The following is an 18,909-nucleotide window of genomic DNA, read 5'->3' as shown; positions in this document are numbered from 1 at the left end:
ACCAGATACCGCTGACGTCCAGGACGGTGCGGTTGGTCACGGCCGTCGGTGCGGTTGACGGCGGCCCTTTCGTCATCGCGGGCGACCCCGGCGGAGTTCTAGGCGCCTGGCTGCCGCTCAGCCGGAGGTATGTCGACGCGGTCAACCTGCCGGACGAGATCGTGCAGTTGCAGGCGACCGACCGCGGCGGCGGGGTGTTCGCGTTGAGCGGGCACGCCGTTTACGCGCTGCGTTTGAATCCCCACCTCGGCACGCCGGCGAGTACGGGGCAGTCGATCGACATCGGCTCGGTCAGCCTTGCCGCCGAACGTTTCGCCGGACCGGCGGCCGCCCGGGCGTCGCGCCGTGTCGTGGGGATCCACCTCGGCGACACGAACTGCGTCGTAAGCGTGCTCGAGGGTGGCGAGCCCACCGTCATCGCGAACGCCGAGGGATCGCGCACTACGCCGTCGATCGTCGCGTTCGCCCGTAATGGTGAGGTGCTCGTTGGTGAGGTTGCCAAGCGGCAGGCGGTGACGAACCCGGACCGGACGATTCGTTCGGTCAAGCGGGAGATGGGTTCGAACTGGACCATCGACATCGACGGTAAGAAGTACACGCCGCAGGAGATTTCGGCGCGGGTGTTGATGAAGCTCAAGCGGGATGCTGAGTCGTACCTGGGTGAGCGGATCACCGATGCGGTGATCACGGTTCCGGCGTACTTCAACGACGCGCAGCGCACCGCGACGAAGGAGGCCGGCGAGATCGCCGGGTTCAACGTGCTGCGGATTGTCAACGAGCCGACCGCGGCGGCGTTGGCGTACGGGTTGGACAAGGGCACCAAGGAGCAGACGGTTCTGGTCTTCGACCTCGGTGGTGGCACGTTCGACGTGTCGTTGCTGGAGTTGGGTGAGGGTGTCATCGAGGTCAAGTCGACCAGTGGTGACAACCACCTCGGTGGTGACGACTGGGACGAGCGGGTGATCGATCACCTGGTCAAGACGTTCCGTGGCCAGCACGGTGTGGACCTCTCGCAGGACAAGATGGCCATGCAGCGGCTCAAGGAAGCTGCCGAGAAGGCCAAGATCGAGCTGTCCGCGGCGACCACGACCAGTATCAACCTGCCGTACATCACGGCGGGTCCGGCCGGTTCGGACGGCAGCCCGTCGGCGCCGCTGCACCTGGATGTGAACTTGAGCCGGTCGGAGTTCCAGCGGATGACGCAGGATCTGCTGGACCGCTGCAAGGGCCCGTTCGAGCAGGCGATCAAGGACGCCGGGGTCAAGGTCGCCGACGTCGACCACGTGATCCTGGTCGGCGGCTCCACCCGGATGCCCGCCGTCTCCGACCTGGTCAAGCAGCTCACCGGCCGGGAAGCCAACAAGGGCGTCAACCCCGACGAAGTCGTGGCCGTCGGCGGCGCGGTCGCGGGCCGCGGCGGAACCACCGAGGTCGGTCTCAGCGAGCGGGAGGTCCTCAGCGAGGCCGCCGACTTCGAGCGAACAATGTCGAGGTACCTCGCGGCACGCGGCTTCGATCCAGGCACGCTCAGAAACAGAGTCGACAAGGCCCTGACGGAGCTCCGCTCCGCCCTGACAAGCCGCGACGTCGACCGGGTCCGCGCGGCGCGGACGGCCTTCGAGACTCCTGTCGCCTGGGACGACCCGACAGACGATCCGGAACCCGACGAGCCCGCCGCGATGCCGGTCTCACTGGCGGACACCATCCGACTGAACGGGCGAAACGTCGACGTGCACGTCGTGGACGGGCGCCCCCGCTACCACCTGGAGCTGTGCAGGCATCTGCTGTCCCGCGAGGGTGAAGCGCTGCCGATCGGCGAGGCGATCGAGCTGGGCTTCACCCCGTGCGGCCTCTGCCGGCCACCCTGGGCGATACTCACCCTCCGTGGGGCGCGGTGACGGCGCGTGAGGCGCGCAGGAGCTGGTACGCCAGGTAGAGCGTGACGAGGCTGAGGACGACGTTCACGACGCCGCTGAAGATCAGGACTGCGGTGGGCACGTCCGGGCTGGGCGCGCCGAACGCCTCGCCGCTGCCGCCGACGATGATCATTAGCGAGAGGATGACGATCGCTATCGTGCCCGCGGTGCCGATCCTGCCTGGCCGGGCGGCGGCGAGCGTCGCCAGCGCCAAGGCGACGGTCAGGACGACCGGTGCGCCGATCGCGGTGCCGCGCAGCCACATCTCGCCGGCCACGTTGTCCGGGTCACCCGCACCGCCGAACTGCGCGGGCCAGCGCGCCGCCACGCAGATCACCGTGGTGACGACGTGGAAGACGATCACCGCGATGTTGAGCTGGACGAAGCGCCTTCGGAGCTGATCCATCGCCGACTCTCCCTCGGTGGGGCACGCCAGCCTACACCGGGGTGGAGACCAGCTCCTCCAGCGTGTCCAGCGGCAGCGGCCCGTGGGCGAGCACCTCGTGGTGGAACGCGCGTATGTCGAACGCCGGCCCGAGTACCGCCTGTGCGCGATCGCGGAGCTGCCGGATGCGCAGCCGCCCGATCATGTACGCCAGCGCCTGCCCCGGCATCGCGATGTACCGGTCGACCTCGTTGGCGATGTTGGTCTCGGACAGCGCCGTGTTGCCGCGCATGTACGCGATGGCCCGCTCGCGGGACCAGCCGAGGTGGTGCATGCCGGTGTCGACCACGAGGCGGCACGCCCGCCACGCGTCGAAGGACACCATGCCGAGCCGGCTCAGGTCGCTTGTGTACAGCCCCATCTCGTCGCTCAGCCGCTCCGTGTACAGCCCCCAGCCCTCGCCGTGCGCGTCGAAGAACGCGAAGCGCCGGAACCGCGGCAGGTCGTCGCGCGACTGGGCGACCGCGACCTGCAGGTGATGCCCGGGGACGCTCTCGTGGAAAGCCAGCACCTCGTACTCGAACCGGGCCCGCAGGTCCGGCCGGTAGGTGTTCACCACGTGCGTGCCCGGCCGCGAGCCGTCCGCGGCGGGTGCGACGTAGTAGCCGAGCACCGAGTTTTCCGCCTCGGCCGGATCCATCTCGCGCACCACGCACGGAGCGATGTCGTAGGTGTCGAACCAGTCCGGCGCGGCCTCCTCGGCCCGCCGCAGGGCGCCGGTGACGGTGTCCACGATCTCCTGGGCGGCGCCGAACCGAAGGCCGGGATCCTCGCGCAGCCGCCCGAGAACCTCGTCGACGTCGCTGATCCCCAGCGTCCGGCCGCCACGCTCGGCGAACTCCGCCCGCAGCTCCGCCACAAGATCGAGGCCGATCTGGTGAATCTCCTCCGGTCCGAGCTCGGTGGTGGTGTAGGCACCGACCAAAGTGCGGTAGGCCTCGGCACCGCCGGGCACGTGGCACAGCCCGACCCGCTCGCCGTCCCGCCCGACGGGCAGCAGGTGCTCGGCGAGCGCAGTCCGGAAACGCGTCAGCGCCGGGCGTACCCCCGAATTGATGATCTCGGTGGCGCGGGCGTCCTGTCCGTCCGGTCGCAGCAGGGGGTCGCGCGTGATGGGCGTGGCGAGGTAAGCGTCGATTTGGGCGACCGCCTGGCGCACGCCGAGCTCGGTCGGGAAGCGGCCGTCGGCCGCGGCCTGCCGGTACCGCTCGACGTGCCGGTCGAAGAAGCCGCCCAGCTTCTCCAGCCGGGCCAGGTACGCCTCGTTCGAACCGGTCGCCGCCGGCACGCTCGCCACCACCTGCGCGAACGGCCCGGCGATGCTCGCGGTGACGGCGACCTCGGTGGCTCCGTCGCGCAGCCGCTGCTGCTGGTCGCGCAGCAGCCGGCTCAGGATCGCGTGACTGATCCGGTCCTCAGGGGCGAGGGCGTCGCGGTCGACGGTGGCAAGCTCCGCCGCGACCCGGGCCAGCTCGCCGGCCAGCCGCGCGGCGGCGGCACGACTCGGGTCGGGCACCTCGGCGTCATAGCCGGGCACGCCGAACACGCCGGCTTCGAACGGGTCGGCGGCGAAATGCAGGCGAAAGTACTCGTCGCCCAGCCGGGCCAAGGTGTCCATCGGTGTGCGGCTCCCATCGTCACGCCCACCCTAAACGCTTTCAGGAACCGGATCTCCCGCCCCGCGGGGCGGTGAGAGCCCTGCCTGTAACAGCCGGGAGCTGTCCAGCGCCTTTCACGCTGTGGCCCCGGTCGCACCCGGCCGGTGCCGTGCTGTCCCTTACCCGATGGGAGTACCTGTGAGATCCATCCGTCGAAAGGCGCTTGCCGCCGCGTCCGCAGCGGTGCTGGGCGCTACGGCCGTCGCCGCGGCCACCGCCGTACCCGCGGCTGGCGCCGCTGGAGCGGACGCCAGCTTCCTCGTCCTCGCGCCGGACGGCGGCTCGACCGCCGCGGCCGCCGCCGCGGTGGCCGCCGCCGGTGGCACGGTCGTGGCCGCCTACGACCAGATCGGCGTTCTTGTCGCCCGCTCCGCCAACCCCGACTTCGCCCGCGACGCGGCCGTTCCCGGCGTCGAGGCGGTCGCCGCCACCACCGGGCTCGGCACGGCGCTGGACGAGGGGCAGACGCTGGCCGAGGTCGGCTCGGCGGTCCAGGCCGCGACCGGCGACCCCACCGGGGAGCCGCTGTTCGGCCAGCAGTGGGACATGCCGCAGATCGAGGTGCCGCAGGCGCACGCGGTCACCACCGGCGACCCGAACGTTGTCGTCGGCGTGCTGGACAGCGGCATCTCCAGCAGCCACCCCGACCTGGCCAGCCAGATCGCCAAGGACAAGAGCGCGTCCTGCCTCGGCGGCGTGGCCGACACCAGCGAGGCCGCGTGGAACCCCACCACCTCCGACCACGGCACCCACGTCGCCGGCACCATCGCCGCCGCGATCAACGGGGTCGGTGTCGCCGGTGTGGCACCGGGCGTCAAGGTCGCCGCGGTCAAGGTCGTCAACGACGCCGGCTTCATCTACCCGGAGGCGGCGGTCTGCGGCTTCATGTGGGCGGCCGAGCACGGCATGCAGGTGACCAACAACAGCTACTACATCGACCCGTGGGAGTTCAACTGCCGTAACGACGCCCGGCAGCGGCCGGTGTGGCAGGCCGTGCAGCGGGCCATCCGGTACTCGCAGAGCCAGGGCGTGCTGAACGTCGCGTCGGCCGGCAACTCCAACATCGACCTCGCGCACACCGCCGTGGACAGCGGCAGCCCGAACGACGGCAGCGGCCCGGTGGAGGACCGTACCGTCACCGCCGCCTGCCTGGACCTGCCGGCCGAGGCGCCCGGCGTGCTGACCGTCTCGGCGGTCGGGCCGACCGAGCAGAAGAGCTACTACTCCTCGTACGGTCTCGGCGTGGTCGACGTGACCGCACCCGGCGGCGACACCCGCTTCCGCACCCAGGGCGCGCGCTCCACGCTGACCGACGCGATCCTGTCGACGACGTTCAACACCACGACGAAGACCAACGGCTGGGGGTACAAGCAGGGCACCTCGATGTCCGGCCCGCACGCCGCGGGCGTGGCCGCGCTGGCCCTGTCGGCCCACCCGGGCCTGCGGCCGGGACAGCTCGCGGCGCTGCTGGAGCGCACCGCCAACCCGCTGACCTGCCCGGCGGGCGTCTACAACCCGGTACCGCTGCTGGACGGGTACGAGGCCACGTGCAGCGGCGGCCAGCGCACCAGCTTCTACGGCGCGGGCAACGTGAACGCGTACGACGTCGTCCGGTAACCGACCACAAGACGGCGCCCCTGCCCTCGGGCGGGGGCGCCGTCTTGTGCGCGGGCAATGGCGGTTCATTAACGCTTAGCATTTGGCGACTGCGGCGTAACGGTGACGGTACACACGGGTAACGTACTGTCGCGATGGTCACGGCGTGGGCGCGGCGGTGGAGACCCATTGCCCGTACTGCTCGCTCCAATGCGGCGTGGGCATGCGGGTCGATCCGCCGCGAGCGCCGATCATCGAGCCGATCGAGTTTCCGACCAACCTCGGCGGTCTTTGCGCCAAGGGCTGGAGCGCCGCTGAGCTGCTGACCCACGCCGACCGGCTGACCACCCCGCTGGTACGCGACGTCCCGGGCGATCGTTCGAGCCCTTTGCGGCCTGCTGGTTGGGACGAGGCGCTCGACCTGATCACTGCCGAGATCCAGCGGGCACAGAGAACGTACGGTGCGGCCGGCGTCGGATGCTTCGGCGGTGGCGGGCTGACCAACGAGAAGGCGTACCAGCTGGGCAAGTTCGCGCGGGTGGCGTTGCGGACGCCGCACATCGACTACAACGGCCGGTTCTGCATGTCCTCCGCGGCGACCGCCGCCAACCGGGCGTTCGGGGTCGACCGAGGGCTGCCGTTTCCGGTCAACGACATCGCCGACGCGCAGGTGGTCCTGCTGGGGGCAGCAATCCGGCCGACACGATGCCGCCGGCGATGCAGTTCTTCGACGCGGGCCGGGCGGCGGGTGCGGTGCACATCGTGGTGGACCCGCGGAAGACCGCCACCGCCCGGGGCGCCGCCCTGCATCTGCAGCCGACCCCCGGCACCGACCTCGCACTGGCGAACGGGTTGCTGCACATCGCGATCCGCGAAGGGTACGTCGACAAGGCGTACGTGGACGGCCGCACGACAGGGTTCGACGCGGTCCGGGCGGCGGTGGCCGCGTGGTGGCCCGACCGGGTGGAGCGGATAACCGGGGTGGGCGAGGCGCTGCTGCGCCGGACCGTGCGGCTGCTGGGGACCGCACGGTCCGCGATGATCCTCACCGCCCGCGGCGCGGAACAGCACAGCAACGGCACCGACACCGCCCAGGCGTACATCAACCTGGCGCTCGCGCTCGGCCTTCCAGGACGGGCGGCCTCCGGCTACGGGACGATCACCGGCCAGGGCAACGGCCAGGGCGGCCGGGAGCACGGGCAGAAGGCCGACCAGCTGCCGGGCTACCGCCGGATCGACGACCCCGACGCCCGGGCGCACGTCGCCGGCGTCTGGGGTGTGGATCCGGGCGACCTGCCCGGGCCCGGAGTGTCGGCGGTAGAGATGATCGACAGGTTTGGCACGCCCGGCGGGGTGCATGCCCTGCTCGTGTTCGCCTCCAACATCATCGTCTCCGCCCCGGACCGCAACCGGGTCCGCGAACGCCTGGCCGCGCTGGACTTCCTGGCCGTGTCCGACATCTTCCTCTCCGACACCGCCGCGCTGGCCGACGTCGTACTCCCCACCGCGCAGTGGGCGGAAGAGGAGGGCACGATGACCAACCTGGAGGGTCGGGTGATCCGGCGGCGGCGGGCGAAGCCTCCTCCCGACGGCGTCCTCGACGACCTGTCGACGCTGGCCGCGCTCGCCGGCCGGCTCGGCAACGCGAGCTTCTCGGCCGATCCGCGCACCGTCTTCGACGAGCTGCGCCGGGCCAGCGCCGGCGGGATCGCCGACTACGCCGGCATCTCGTACGAGCGGATCGACGCCGAACAAGGCGTCTTCTGGCCGTGCCCGGCGGCCGAGCACCCGGGGACGCCGCGGCTGTTCGCCGAGCGGTTCCCGACGCCAGATGGGCGTGCCCGCTTCCTCAAGGTGGACCACCGCGAGCCGGCCGAGCCGCCCGACCAGGACTACCCGTACCTGCTGACCACCGGCCGGATCATGCAGCAGTACCAGAGCGGCAACCAGACCCGCCGTTCCCGCTCACTGCGGCTGAGCGCCGACGACCCGAAGGTGGAGCTCCATCCGGACCTGGCCCGCCGGCTGGGCATCGAGGCCGCCGATCTGGTCGAGCTGCACACCCGCCGGGGTACCGCCGTCTTCCGCGCCTCCCTCACCGACACCATCCGGCCGGACACCGTGTTCGCCCCCTTTCACTGGGGCGGCCTGGCCAGCGCCAACGCGCTGACCGACCCGACGCTCGACCGGCACTCCAAGATGCCCGCGTTCAAGGTCTGCGCCGTCGCCCTCCGCCGGGTGGGCGGCCCCGACGACCGCTCCCCCGCCACACCGCCGCCGGTGCACTTGCCTGCACCGTCCAGAAGGGACAGTTGACGTGGAGTCCACATCGAGGTTTCTGCAAGGCGTCTATCCCTTCGAGGGCAAGGGGCTCGAGTCGCCCTTCCCCATCGCGGACGCGCTCTCGTACACGGTCCCGGACGGCGTGGTCACCCAGCCGGTCTACTTCCGCGGCGGCAACTCGACCGGCGAGCTGATCTACGTGGTGCTGATGCGCGACGGAACGCCGATGCGGTACTTCCCGATCGGCGCGAAGGGCGACGTGCACGTGCCGCTGCGGGTGGTCGAAGACCTCGACAGCGGCACGGTGATCGAGCTGCACCTCGCCGCGCCGGAAGGTGTCGGCGGCGCCGTCGTGGTCGACCTCGGGCTCGTGGAGGTTTGAGTGGAACGTCTGGTGGTCATCGGCAACGGTATGGCCGGCGCCCGCACCGTGGAGGAGATCCTGGATCGGGGCGGCCGGGAGCGCTTCGCCATCACGATGTTCGGCGAAGAGCCGTACGGCAACTACAACCGCATCCTGCTGTCCAATGTGCTCTCGGGCGTCGAGGACGAGGCCGACATCTTCCTCAACAGCCTGCCCTGGTACGAGGAGAACGGCATCACACTGCGGGCCGGCGTGCGAGTGGAGCGGATCGACCGGTTCGCACGCGTGGTACGCGCGGCCGACGGCACCGTGACGCCGTACGACAAGCTCATCATCGCGACAGGCAGTCGTCCCTATGTCCCGCCGATCGACGGGATGCATCATCCACGGCGCGGCTACCACCAGGGCGTGTTCACGTTCCGCACCATCGACGACACCCGGGCGATGATCCGCTACGCGCGCGACCACGAGCGGGCCGTCGTCATCGGCGGCGGCCTGCTGGGCCTGGAGGCGGCCCGCGGCCTTCAGCAGCACGGCGTCCAGGTCACACTCCTGCACTCGGCGGCCACGCTGATGAACGCCCAGCTCGATGCTCAGGCCGGCGCGATCCTCCGGCGCAACGTGGAGAGCCTGGGTATCACTGTCGAGGTCTCGGCGCGCACCGTCGCCGTCGTGGGCCGGGACCGGGTCGAGGGGGTACGCCTGGCCGACGGCCGCACCATCCCCAGCGACATGGTCGTCGTCGCCGCCGGCATCCGCGCCAACGTGGAGGTGGCCGCGCTGAGCGGCCTGCCGGTGGAACGCGCGATCCTTGTCGACGACCACATGCGCGTGCTCGACGAGACGGACATCTACGCGGTGGGCGAGTGTGTGCAGCACCGCGGCCAGACGTACGGTCTCGTGGCACCGCTATGGGAGCAGGCCAGGGTACTCGCCGACCAGATCACCGGCCGCGACCGCACCGCCGCCTACCACGGCTCCCGCACCGCCACCAAGCTCAAGGTCGCCGGTGTCGACGTGGCCGCCATGGGCATCACCACACCCGAGCGCGACGACGACGAGTTCGTGGTGTACTCCGAGCCGCGGCGCGGCGTCTACAAGAGCGTCATCGTCCGCGACGACCGGCTCATCGGTGCGACGCTGCTCGGCGACGTCAGCAAGGTGGGCTTCCTCATGCAGGCGTTCGATCGGGGCCTGCCGTTGCCGGAGGAGCGGGTGCGCCTGCTGTTCGACCTCGGCGGGCCGCCGGCCGAGGAGTCCGCCGCCGAGCTCGACGACGGCGCCCAGGTGTGCAACTGCAACGGCGTCAGCAAGGGCGACCTCGTGACCACCGTCCACAGTGGTGTCAAGACGGTCGGCGGCGTGATGGACGCGACCCGCGCCGGCAAGGGCTGCGGCTCCTGCAAGTCGCTCGTCGCGCAGATCGTGGAGTGGGCCGCCGGCGGCACGGTCGAGGAGGACCCCACCGCCACCTGGTACGTCCCAGGCGTACCCATGGACAAGCCGGCCTTGATGGCGGCGATCCGCGCGCAGGGCCTCAAAAGCGTCTCGGCGGTCTTCGACGCGTTGGCCGGCGGCCGTGAAGACGCGAAGAGCAAGATGGGGCTGGTCTCGCTGCTGCGCATGATGTGGGGCGAGGAGTACCAGGACGAGCGCGGCGCCCGGTTCATCAACGACCGCGTGCACGCCAACATCCAGCGTGACGGCACGTTCTCGGTCGTACCGCAGATGAAGGGCGGGGTCACCACTCCCGACCAGCTGCGCCGGATCGCCGACGTGGCCGACAAGTACCAGGTGCCGATGGTGAAGGTCACCGGCGGGCAGCGCATCGATCTCCTCGGCATACGCAAGGAGGACCTGCCGCGGGTCTGGGCCGACCTCGACATGCCGTCCGGGTACGCCTACGCCAAGAGCATGCGTACGGTGAAGACCTGCGTGGGCAGCGAGTTCTGCCGCTTCGGCGTCGGCGACTCCACCACGCTCGGCATCGCCATCGAGTCCCGCTTCCAAGGGCTGGAGAGCCCGGCCAAGATGAAGCTCGCCGTGACGGGCTGCCCGCGCAACTGCGCCGAGGCGTACGTCAAGGACCTCGGCGTCGTCGCCATCGACGGCGGGCGGTGGGAAATCTACGTCGGCGGCGCGGCCGGCGCGCACGTGCGCAAGGGCGACCTGCTGGCCACAGTGGACAGCCCGGACGAGGTGATCACGCTCACCGGCCGGTTCCTGCAGTACTACCGCGAAAACGCCAACTGGCTGGAACGCACGTACGCGTTCGTCCCCCGGATCGGGATCGAGACGATCCGGTCGCTCATCGTCGATGACAGCGACGGCCTCGCCGCCGGTCTCGACGAACGGATGGCGGCAGCGGTGGCCGCCTACACGGACCCGTGGAAGGAGGGCGCGGCACCGGCGACGGCGGGCCAGTTCCGCACCGCCCTCCCGCTGCTGCCACTGCCCGTGGTGCCGGTCCGGGAGCGGGACCCCGCATGACCGCCCACCTCGTCGAGTTTCGGGTCGGGCCGGCGGCGGACCTGCCGGTCGGCGAGGGCCGCGCCTACGCGGCCGGTGCCACGATGGTGGCCGTCTTCCGGCTGCGGGACGGTTCGCTGCGCGCCGTCTCGGCCGTCTGCCCGCACGCCGGCGGTCCGATCGCGGATGGCATCGCCGACTCCGCGGTGGTCATCTGCCCTATGCATCAGCACGTCTTCGACCTGGCGACCGGCTGCTCGAAGACCGGGCAGCCGCCGCTGGCGGTCTACCCCGTGCGCGTCGACGACGAGGGCGAACTGGTCGTCGGCCTGCCCGACTAGCTCTTGACGAGGAGGCCGCGGGCCGGATCAGCGCCGGTCGATGGTGGTCAGGTCGACGGCGCCGGCCATCGCGCGGGCGCCGTCGTCGTTGAGGTGCATGCCGTCGCCGGTGTCCAGGGCGGGGTGGATGTAGTCGGGGGCTTGCGGGTTTTCGACGGCCCGGGCCACGTCGAAGACGGCGTCGAACGTGTCGGTGGTGCGGATCCAGTCGTTGACCTCGCGGCGGACGGCCAGCCCCGCCGGGGTACTGACCCCGGGATAGATGGCGCCGGCGAACGGGCCGATGGTGGCGGCGAGGATCGTCAGCCCGGCCTTGTGGGCGCGGTCGGCGAGGGTCGTGAAGCCCGCGATGAGCGCGTCCGCGGTGGCCGGAGGTTCGCCGGCCATGCCGGGCAGGCCGAGGTCGTTGATTCCGAAGTGGACGAGCACGTGGGTCACGCCGGGCACCGAGAGCACGTCGCGCTCGAACCGGGCCAGTGCGTGCTCACCGACCTCGTCGCGCAGGAGTCGGTTTCCGGCGATGCCCTGGTTGACCACCCATCCCCGGGTGAGCCGGCGGTTGAGGTAGTCCACGGAGCGGTTGTTGGCGCCGGTCGTCGAGCCGACCCCCTCGAACCAGGAGTCGCCGAAAGCCACGGCAACCGGGCTCTCGGCCGGGGTGAACACGTCGACGCCCGAAACGTAGAACCTGGCTTCGACCTCTTCGGCCTCGGGCAGTCCGGCGGACGTGACGTGGTTTCCGCCGGCCACGTACGCGACCTGCATGGGCATGTGGGAGTAGGTGGCCAGGCCGGTGCGCTCGGGCAGGTAGAGCGTGAGGACAAGGTCGGCGCCGCCGGCGACGGCCACCTCCACCGGGTCGCTGACGGCCTCCTGCCCCGCCGGGATGGTGAGCTTCTCGGCGCCGTCGAAGAGGACGGCGGCCTGCTCGCGCCCGGTGGCGACGGCCGCGGCCCCGATGGTCAAGGGCGCGCGACCGTACCGGTTGGTCAGGTGGACGCGGACGCGTTCGCCGCCGCCGGCCATGTGGAGCACCTGGCGCACCGTCTGGTCGGCGAAGCCCCGCGGCTCGCTGAGCTGGATCTGCTCGTAGGGACTGATCACTGCGCTGCGGAAGCCGGCGGTCCAGCTCATGTCCGCTCCAATCGTCCTAAAGGGAAGTCGTGAGAATTGTCTTGCCGGGCAGCTGCCCGGCGACGGCCTCGTCGTGGACGGCGGCCAGGTCGGTCAGCGGCCGCCGCTCGGCCACGTCGATCTTCAGGTCTCCGGCGTCGACGCGGGCGACAAGCTCGGCGAGCTGTGCCGCGTCGCCGCGCACGAAGACGCGCACGGTCCGTACCCCGCGTCCCGGGTCCGCCGGCCCGGGCGTGGTGGTGCTGACGAAGACGCCGCCGTCGGCGACCAGGTCCACCAGCCGCGCGGTCTGCTCCGGGCTGGTGGTCGCCAGGTTCAGCACCGCGTCGAACCGCTGCCCGGCCACCGCCTCCAGGATCGGGGTGGCGGTGTAGTCGACGATCCGGTCCGCGCCGTACGAGCGGATCCGCTCGCGGCTGCGCGCGCTCGCGGTCGCGGTCACGGCGGCACCGGCCCGCGCGGCGAGCTGGACGGCATACCCGCCCACTCCGCCGCCCGCGCCGTTGATCAGGACGTGCTGCCCCGCCGTCACGGCGGCGTGCTCGAACACCGCCTGCCAGGCCGTCAGCCCGCCCACGGGTAGCGCCGCGGCGTCGGCCAGCTGTCCCGTGCGCGGAGCCGCGGCCAGCACGTCGACCGGCACGGCGACGTACTCGGCGGCTGCGCCGGGCACGGTGGCCGGCAGGATCGCGATCACCGTGTCCCCGGCGCGCCAGCCGCTGACGCCCTCCCCGACCTCGGTGATGACGCCCGCGACGTCGATGTTCGGCACGTGCGGGAAGGCGACCGGAAACACCTCCCGCAGCAGGCCCGCGCGCACGGCGGCGTCCAGGAGGTTGAACGAGGTGCCGGCCACCCGCACCACCACCTGTCCCGGGCCGGCCACCGGATCGTCCGCATCCTCGTAGACCAGCACGTCGCTGCTGCCGTACGAGTGGTAACGCATCGCTTTCACGAGCCCTCCCCAATGTCGATTGCTTCGAAGTCGAAGCTAATCCGCTTCGACTTCGAAGCAAAGAGAAGAGGGCAGTGACGCCCGGCACAATGCTTCAGATTCGAAGCTGTACCGTGAAACGGATGACGGACGGCGACCCCCAAGCGCTCGACCCCCAGCAGCTGGGGCCTACTTCGCGCTCATGGAAGCCGTCAGCCTGCTCCAGCACCAGGTGGAGCAGCACCTGCGCGCCGAGGCGGACATCTCCACGGTCCAGTTTCAACTGCTGGCGCGCCTCGCCGCCGACAACGGTCAACTGACCATGACGCAACTGGCCGACGGCGTCGTCTACAGCCGCAGCGGCCTGACCTACCAGGCGGGGCTGCTGGAGAAGGCCGGCCTCATCACCCGCACGTCGAGCCCCGACGACGAGCGCGCCACCCTGGTGACCATCACCGAGAAGGGTCTGGCCCTCTTCGGCCAGATCCTGCCCGGTCACGTCCAGGTCGTCCGCCGCCTGCTGCTCGACCCGCTCACCGAGGACGACCTGCACCACCTCGGCGACATCATGACCCGGGTACGCGACAACATGCGCGCCCAGCCGCCCCGCTCCGCCGCCCCCGCAAGCGCCGGTGATCAGCAGACAGCGAGCTCAGGGAAGGCCGGCCGAGGCGAAGACGGAAGCGAGCGACCTGACCGCCGCCCACAGGTCGCTGGGGCTCAGTGCGAGTACCCACCAGGCGGTGGCCGCGAGGAGCACGGCCCGGACGGCCGTGCGGAGAGCGGTGGGTCGGCGGGCCGCGCTGGTCGCGAAGTGCAGGTTGAGGGCGGCGATGGCGGTGACGATGCCGGCGACGGTGACGGCCAGCGCGAGATCCTTGGACGCCAGCGGCAGGTGGTCCACCACGAACGCGTCAAGCCGGCGCAGCCCGTCCTCGATGCCCGGCCACGCGGGGACGCGCAGCGGCGTGCCGGCCTCGGGCCTGGCCATGAAGGCGGCCAGCCCACCGGCGGCCAGCAGCACAAGGCGGGTGCGGTGCTCGGCGGCGAGCGAGCGGGCCGGTCGGACGAGCAGGCAGCCCAGCACGACGAGGACCGGCAGCGCGAGCTGGGCCTGTACCTCGGCGACGCGCGCGACGAGCGCGACGGTGAGCAGGCCGTCACCGAGCAGGGCCGCGGCCGCGCCGGCGAAGGTGGTGGCATAGGCGGCGAGCACGGCCAGCGTGATGCGCGTGGCGTCACGCCGCAGGGTCTGCCTCGCCGCGCGCCAGGCCGGCAGCGAAGGGAGTCGGACCGGCCGGCGGCGACCGGCCACGTACGCCTCGGCCTCGCGGCGCAGCGCGACGCCCAGGGCCAGCCGGGCGGCCCGCTGCGGGCCCGTGACGTCCACCATCTCGGCGAGAAGGCGGGCGTACCACGGGCATCGGAGGGCGGTGCGGGCCCGGGCCAGCCGGCGGTCGTGCCGCGCGGCGGCGGCGGGATCGGTGACCACCTCGACCAGGGCGGCGTCCGCGCGGTCCGCCGCGTCGTCCCCGATGCTGGCCGCGAGGGAGCGGTCGGCCCAGTCGTCGTTGAGCATCCCGGCCGCCAGGACGATCCGGAGGCTTTCGGCGCGGGCGCTCATCGCGCGCCGCGCCGACGCCAGGTCCCCTTCATCGGGTGCCGCCGGCACCGGCGCTGGATCGTCCTTTTCGGACAGTGCGGTCCTCAGGGCCTCGGCCACCTCGCGGGAAGACGCGGCCGCGACCGCCCGCGCGAGGGCGTCGGTGCTCTCGCCGCTGTGGCGCAGCCAGCCTCGCAGCAGCGCCCGGCGTACCGGCTGCTCCGGGTCGGAGTGGCGGGCTATCCACGCGAGCGAAGGATGGCGCCAGCCGAGCGGCGGGCCGCCGCTGAGGTACACGGTGAGCTCGTCGAGGTCGAGCGCGACACCCCCGAGCCGCGCGGCGAGGCGTTGCCAGCGGGACAGGCGCCGGTCGCCGGCGTGGGTGCGGAGCAGGTCGTTGGCGAGGTCGTAGTGGCCCCGGTGACGGGCAAGCTCGAGCGTGGCTTCGATTTTGTGGATGATCGGGACGGCCGGGTCGGTGTGCCACGCCATCTGCAACCATTCGGCGGTCTGCCGCTCCGCGCGGTACGACGCGAGGGCGACGGCCGCCTCCAGCCGCTCCTCGGCGGCGACGGCGCGGTCGACCGCCCGGACCGCGTGCTCCCACGCCGGCGGCCGGTTGCCGATCAGGGTTTCCGCCTCCGGCACGATCGCCGTGGCGGTGGCGTGGTGACCGCTCCTGGTCAGGCGCTCCTCGACGACCGCCAGGACGGCGTCGCTGAGGCCGCCCTCGGCGCGCGCGGCGACGAGGATGCGTTCGGCCGCGGCAGGATCGTGGTCGGCGAGCCGTGCGGCGCCCTCCGCGAGCCCGCTGGCGTCGTCGGCGTCGATCGTTTCCGTCTCCGCCCGCTGGCCGGTGGCCGCCAGCCGGCCGGCCCTGGTCAGGTTGGCCGCCCGAAACTGCTGCCACACGTCGGCCAGCCGTTCGACGACCGGTGCGCCGCCGCTCGCCGGCCCGGCCAGGCGCAGCGTCTCGACCGCTTCCACCCGCATGGACCGTGGCAGGCTCGGGCTCACCGCTCGGACGAGCAGCCGCTGGTCGGCGATCGCGCCGTGACCCAGCTCGGCGAGAAAGAGCGTGGCCCGGACCCGGCTTTCCGGGTCGCCTTCGGCCACGGCGTCCCGGGCGAGGCGGCCGATCGCGCGTCGCCGCGCATCCGCGTCGCCGACCAGAGCGAGGGTGTACGTCGCCCACAGCCCACCGGTGTCCCCGGGCGGCGTGTTCGTGACGATGCCGTGGAGCGCGTCGACGGCCGCCCGCCGATCGTCCCGCGCGCCGGTCATGATCAATGCCCGCGCCGCCGCCACGCGCTTGATCGGCGCGACCCGCCGGTCGCGGGCCAGCTGGACGAGCCTCGCCGGGCCCGCGGACCGGGCGTTCAGGCACCGCAGGACGTACGTCAGCGCGGGCAGCGCGCTCTCGTCCACCACGCGCAGCCGCCGCACCGCGGTGAACCCTGCGGCGACGAGCCCGTCGACCGACTGCTCGGGCAGTGGCAGGCCGTCCCGCAGGATCGTGCCGAAGTCCAGCAGCTGGGGGCGGCGCACGAACGGCGGCCGGGCGTGCGGCCGCACGCGCAGCAGGCGCCGCAGCACAGGCGCCGCGTCGTTGCCCGCGTCGGCCCACCGGGCCAGCCGGAACATGTCGAGGTTGGTGATGCCGTCCCGGCGCACCCGGCGCAGCCACTCCCGCTCGTTCCAGTCGTGGCGGACGCTGTACCCGGCGGCGAGGTACTCGGCGAAGCCCCGGTGGATGAACCGCACGTCCTCACCGGACACGGTCAGCAGGCCGGTGCCCAGCAGCATGGCGCGCAGGTGCCGGGCCAGCTCCGGTACCTCCGGCGCGCCGCCGGGCTGCCGGTCGAGCCACCGCTGGGCGAGCGCGGTGGTCGTGGTCTCCTCGCCGGAGGCCAGCCGGTGGTGGGCCACCTCCTCCAGCCACTCCTGGGTCCGGTCGAAGAGCAGGTCCACGACCCTTGTCGCGCCCGGCGCGTAGACGGCCAGCTGGTCGGTCAGCGCCTGGCGAAGGTCCTGGCGGCGCTGCCGGGTATACACGAGGTTGGCCACGAAGCGCTCGTAGAGCCCGGTGCGGCTCATCGGCAGCGGCCCGTCCGGGTGGCCCTCGAACACCACGGCGGCGATCGTCGCGAGCAACGGCACCCGTACCAACGGATCGAGCCGCCGGTGGTCGACCTCCTCGAGGAAGGTCGTCGCGTTGTTCTCGGCGCGCTCCGGCGTACGCACCGTGAACCACGCCCTGGCGAAGCGCCGCAGCCCGGGCGGGTCGAACTGGCGCAGCTCGTAGTCGCCGAACCTCGGCTCGGCGGCCGGGTCGGGCAGATGCGCGCCAAGGCCGGCCAGCTCCGCCCCGAACAGCGGCCGGCTGGTCACGAGAAACCGCCACGCCGAGCCGTACTCCGCCACCCGGTGCCCGAGCGCGTCGATGAGCCGCTGCCGCTGGTCGCGGTCGTACACCTCGTCCAGGCCGTCCACCAGCAGCAGCCACTCGATGCCGGGCGTCGCCGCGGGGTCGAGGGTCTGCGGGTCGACGCCCCGGTCGAGATAGTCGGACAGGTCCCGCTCCACGGCCCCGGCGAGCAGCTCCAGCCACGGGCGCCGGCCCAACATCGCGGTGGCCGGCACCCGCAGGGTGAGCGCCGGGCCGTACGGCGCAGCCGCCTCGCCGCCGCCGTCCAGCCACCATCCGGCGGTCTCCGCGACGATGTGCTGTACCAGTGCCGACTTGCCGGCACCCGGCCCGCCGACCACGAGCGTGTGCCGGTGCCGCCGCAGCACCTCGGACACCGAGCGGACCGGCACGTCCGAGCGCGGGCCGGCGTAGCGTGGCGCCGCGCGCTGCCGCACGTAGATCGTGGACAGTGGTGGGGCGGGGCCGTCGACGAGCCGGTACGGCAGCCGCTCGGCCGCGCGGCGCTGGGCCACGAGCAGGTCGTGCAGGGCACTGCCGGGTGCCGGCCGCAGCCGCGGATGGGTCGGATCGGCCGGCGGCCCGAGGACGGCCGCGTGGCTGCTGCGCACGAGCGCGACGTCCGTCGCCTGCACGATCCACCCGCCGCGCGGACCGCCGTAGTCGCGCGAGGCCTTGACCAGGCCGTACACGAGGCCGGTACGCGGATCGAGCGCCGGCGACCCGCTCATGCCGTCGACGATCTCGTCGTCCTTGAGCCGCAGGAACTGCCCGCTGCGGCCGACGACCGTCAGCCGCAGCGTGTCCGGCGCGACCCCGGCGTCCGGCGTGGCGGCGCTGAACCCGTACGCCAGCAGCTCCGGCGGAACGCTGACGTCGCTGGCCAACCGCGCGACAGGATGGTCCGGCGCGGCGGCGACCCGCACGAACGCGACATCCGGGTGGGCGTAGTAGTCTCCACCGCCGTGTTCGGGCGGGTGGCGCACCACCACGTCGCCGTCGAGCAGGTGCTCGCGCCACCGCACGGCGATGCGGTCGGGGCGCCGCCACACGACGTGCGCGCAGGTCACCACCAGATGAGGCTCCACAAAGAACCCGCTGCCCAGGAACTGCTCGCCGTCCCACAACGACACGGACGACGCGCGTACCACGTCGGCCATTGAGGACACCTGCAGAGCCATCGACCGGATTCCCCCCTTGTACGAGCCACATCTTCTCCGACCGCGCGGGGGCGTGCGATAGTCCAGGCAGCCATCGGACCGAAGCGAAGTAGGGGCACATGCCGGAGTTCACCAGGATTGTCCCTATCGAGCTTCCGGACGGCTCCACCATCCGCGCCGAGGTCACGACCCCTTCGGCCGGCGGCGACGCGGGCAGCCGGCGGCTCAGCCTGGAGGACGTCCGCGGCGACATCGTGCGGATCAGCCAGTTCATGTCCGAGACGCTGAAGAACGCCCTGCCGGACCCGCCGCGCCGCTACGGCGTCGAGTTTGGACTCAAGCTGGCGGTCGAGACCAGCGGCTTGACGAGCATCCTGGCCAAAGCCACCGGTGAGGCATCCGTCCTGGTCCGCCTGGAGTGGGAGCGCCCGTAGCCTCACCCGGCGGCGACCTGCCGCCCAAGGGCTGGAGCGGCATCCGCGCCACCAGGCTCCCGCGCACACCTGTCCGGTCCACTTCTCGGGCCGGTTCCCGCTGCCGTTTCCGCTCCTGACCTGCGGCTTGCCACGGTCGAGCCG

At 72.1% G+C, this 18,909-nt stretch carries 11 protein-coding genes and 3 pseudogenes; 9 read left to right on the top strand and 5 right to left on the bottom strand.

Features of this window, described 5'->3' with window-relative positions; genetic code table 11:
- Window positions 1–350 precede the first annotated feature (350 nt).
- Window positions 351–1,406 (top strand): annotated as a pseudogene (locus tag Phou_RS52990) (Hsp70 family protein); the annotation flags it as partial.
- Window positions 1,407–1,875: 469 nt separating this feature from the next.
- On the opposite strand, the gene Phou_RS25275 reads toward Phou_RS52990, so the two are convergent.
- Both Phou_RS25275 and Phou_RS25270 read right to left on the bottom strand, forming a co-directional pair.
- Window positions 1,876–2,322, bottom strand: coding sequence for a hypothetical protein (locus tag Phou_RS25275; RefSeq protein ID WP_173059664.1), 447 nt, complete (start codon window positions 2,320–2,322; stop codon window positions 1,876–1,878).
- 31 nt (window positions 2,323–2,353) lie between these two features.
- Entirely contained in the window at window positions 2,354–3,979 is a 1,626-nt protein-coding gene (locus tag Phou_RS25270; protein WP_173059661.1) for a DUF885 domain-containing protein, read from the bottom strand.
- A gap of 178 nt (window positions 3,980–4,157) precedes the next feature.
- Here Phou_RS25270 and Phou_RS25265 point away from each other — a divergent pair, with 178 nt between their 5' ends.
- The 6 genes and pseudogenes from Phou_RS25265 to Phou_RS25245 all read left to right on the top strand — a co-directional run bounded on the left by Phou_RS25265 (window position 4,158) and on the right by Phou_RS25245 (window position 11,072).
- Window positions 4,158–5,636 (top strand): S8 family peptidase, encoded by a 1,479-nt coding sequence (locus tag Phou_RS25265; protein ID WP_173059658.1) that lies wholly within the window; start codon window positions 4,158–4,160, stop codon window positions 5,634–5,636.
- Window positions 5,637–5,838: 202 nt separating this feature from the next.
- A pseudogene (locus Phou_RS56195) lies at window positions 5,839–6,237 on the top strand (molybdopterin-dependent oxidoreductase); the annotation flags it as partial.
- Window positions 6,238–6,332: 95 nt separating this feature from the next.
- Complete coding sequence (locus Phou_RS25260) at window positions 6,333–7,931, top strand: molybdopterin oxidoreductase family protein (protein WP_503827008.1); 1,599 nt, start codon at window positions 6,333–6,335, stop codon at window positions 7,929–7,931.
- A 1-nt stretch (window position 7,932) separates the two neighbouring features.
- The gene (locus Phou_RS25255) at window positions 7,933–8,280 is read left to right on the top strand and encodes a molybdopterin oxidoreductase (RefSeq protein WP_173059655.1); all 348 of its coding nucleotides are present in this window, start codon (window positions 7,933–7,935) and stop codon (window positions 8,278–8,280) included.
- Window positions 8,281–10,752, top strand: coding sequence for a nitrite reductase large subunit NirB (nirB, locus tag Phou_RS25250; protein WP_246273857.1), 2,472 nt, complete (start codon window positions 8,281–8,283; stop codon window positions 10,750–10,752). It begins immediately after the preceding gene.
- The gene (locus tag Phou_RS25245) at window positions 10,749–11,072 is read left to right on the top strand and encodes a Rieske (2Fe-2S) protein (RefSeq protein ID WP_173059652.1); all 324 of its coding nucleotides are present in this window, start codon (window positions 10,749–10,751) and stop codon (window positions 11,070–11,072) included. Before nirB ends, Phou_RS25245 begins: the two co-directional genes overlap by 4 nt.
- Before the next feature lie 27 nt (window positions 11,073–11,099).
- On the opposite strand, the gene Phou_RS25240 is transcribed toward Phou_RS25245, so the two are convergent.
- Window positions 11,100–12,206: an SGNH/GDSL hydrolase family protein gene (locus tag Phou_RS25240; protein ID WP_173059649.1), complete on the bottom strand. Its 1,107-nt coding sequence runs from the start codon at window positions 12,204–12,206 to the stop codon at window positions 11,100–11,102.
- Window positions 12,207–12,222: 16 nt separating this feature from the next.
- Window positions 12,223–13,152, bottom strand: coding sequence for an NADP-dependent oxidoreductase (locus tag Phou_RS25235; protein WP_218579358.1), 930 nt, complete (start codon window positions 13,150–13,152; stop codon window positions 12,223–12,225).
- A gap of 190 nt (window positions 13,153–13,342) precedes the next feature.
- Here Phou_RS25235 and Phou_RS52985 point away from each other — a divergent pair.
- Window positions 13,343–13,519, top strand: a pseudogene (locus tag Phou_RS52985) (MarR family winged helix-turn-helix transcriptional regulator); the annotation flags it as partial.
- A 273-nt stretch (window positions 13,520–13,792) separates the two neighbouring features.
- On the opposite strand, the gene Phou_RS25225 reads toward Phou_RS52985, so the two are convergent.
- The gene (locus Phou_RS25225; RefSeq protein WP_173059643.1) at window positions 13,793–18,331 is read right to left on the bottom strand and encodes a serine protease; all 4,539 of its coding nucleotides are present in this window, start codon (window positions 18,329–18,331) and stop codon (window positions 13,793–13,795) included.
- Between the two features lie 119 nt (window positions 18,332–18,450).
- On the opposite strand from Phou_RS25225, the gene Phou_RS25220 reads away from it, so the two are divergent.
- Window positions 18,451–18,765 carry a CU044_2847 family protein gene (locus Phou_RS25220; RefSeq protein ID WP_173059641.1) on the top strand — a complete coding sequence of 105 codons (315 nt, stop codon included), beginning with the start codon at window positions 18,451–18,453 and terminating at the stop codon, window positions 18,763–18,765.
- Window positions 18,766–18,909: the final 144 nt, after the last annotated feature.

Origin of the sequence: Phytohabitans houttuyneae (assembly GCF_011764425.1) — a bacterium.
Taxonomy (GTDB): domain Bacteria; phylum Actinomycetota; class Actinomycetes; order Mycobacteriales; family Micromonosporaceae; genus Phytohabitans; species Phytohabitans houttuyneae.
This window is presented reverse-complemented; position numbering and strand designations above follow the sequence as displayed.

Coding starts and splice junctions, on each gene's coding strand:
- Phou_RS25275 (WP_173059664.1), bottom strand. CDS start 2,322: ATGGATCAGCTCCGAAGGCGCTTCGTCCAGCTCAACATCGCGGTGATC.
- Phou_RS25270 (WP_173059661.1), bottom strand. CDS start 3,979: ATGGACACCTTGGCCCGGCTGGGCGACGAGTACTTTCGCCTGCATTTC.
- Phou_RS25235 (WP_218579358.1), bottom strand. CDS start 13,152: ATGCGTTACCACTCGTACGGCAGCAGCGACGTGCTGGTCTACGAGGAT.
- Phou_RS25220 (WP_173059641.1), top strand. CDS start 18,451: ATGCCGGAGTTCACCAGGATTGTCCCTATCGAGCTTCCGGACGGCTCC.
- Phou_RS25225 (WP_173059643.1), bottom strand. CDS start 18,331: ATGGCCGACGTGGTACGCGCGTCGTCCGTGTCGTTGTGGGACGGCGAG.
- Phou_RS25245 (WP_173059652.1), top strand. CDS start 10,749: ATGACCGCCCACCTCGTCGAGTTTCGGGTCGGGCCGGCGGCGGACCTG.
- Phou_RS25240 (WP_173059649.1), bottom strand. CDS start 12,206: ATGAGCTGGACCGCCGGCTTCCGCAGCGCAGTGATCAGTCCCTACGAG.
- Phou_RS25260 (WP_503827008.1), top strand. CDS start 6,333: ATGCAGTTCTTCGACGCGGGCCGGGCGGCGGGTGCGGTGCACATCGTG.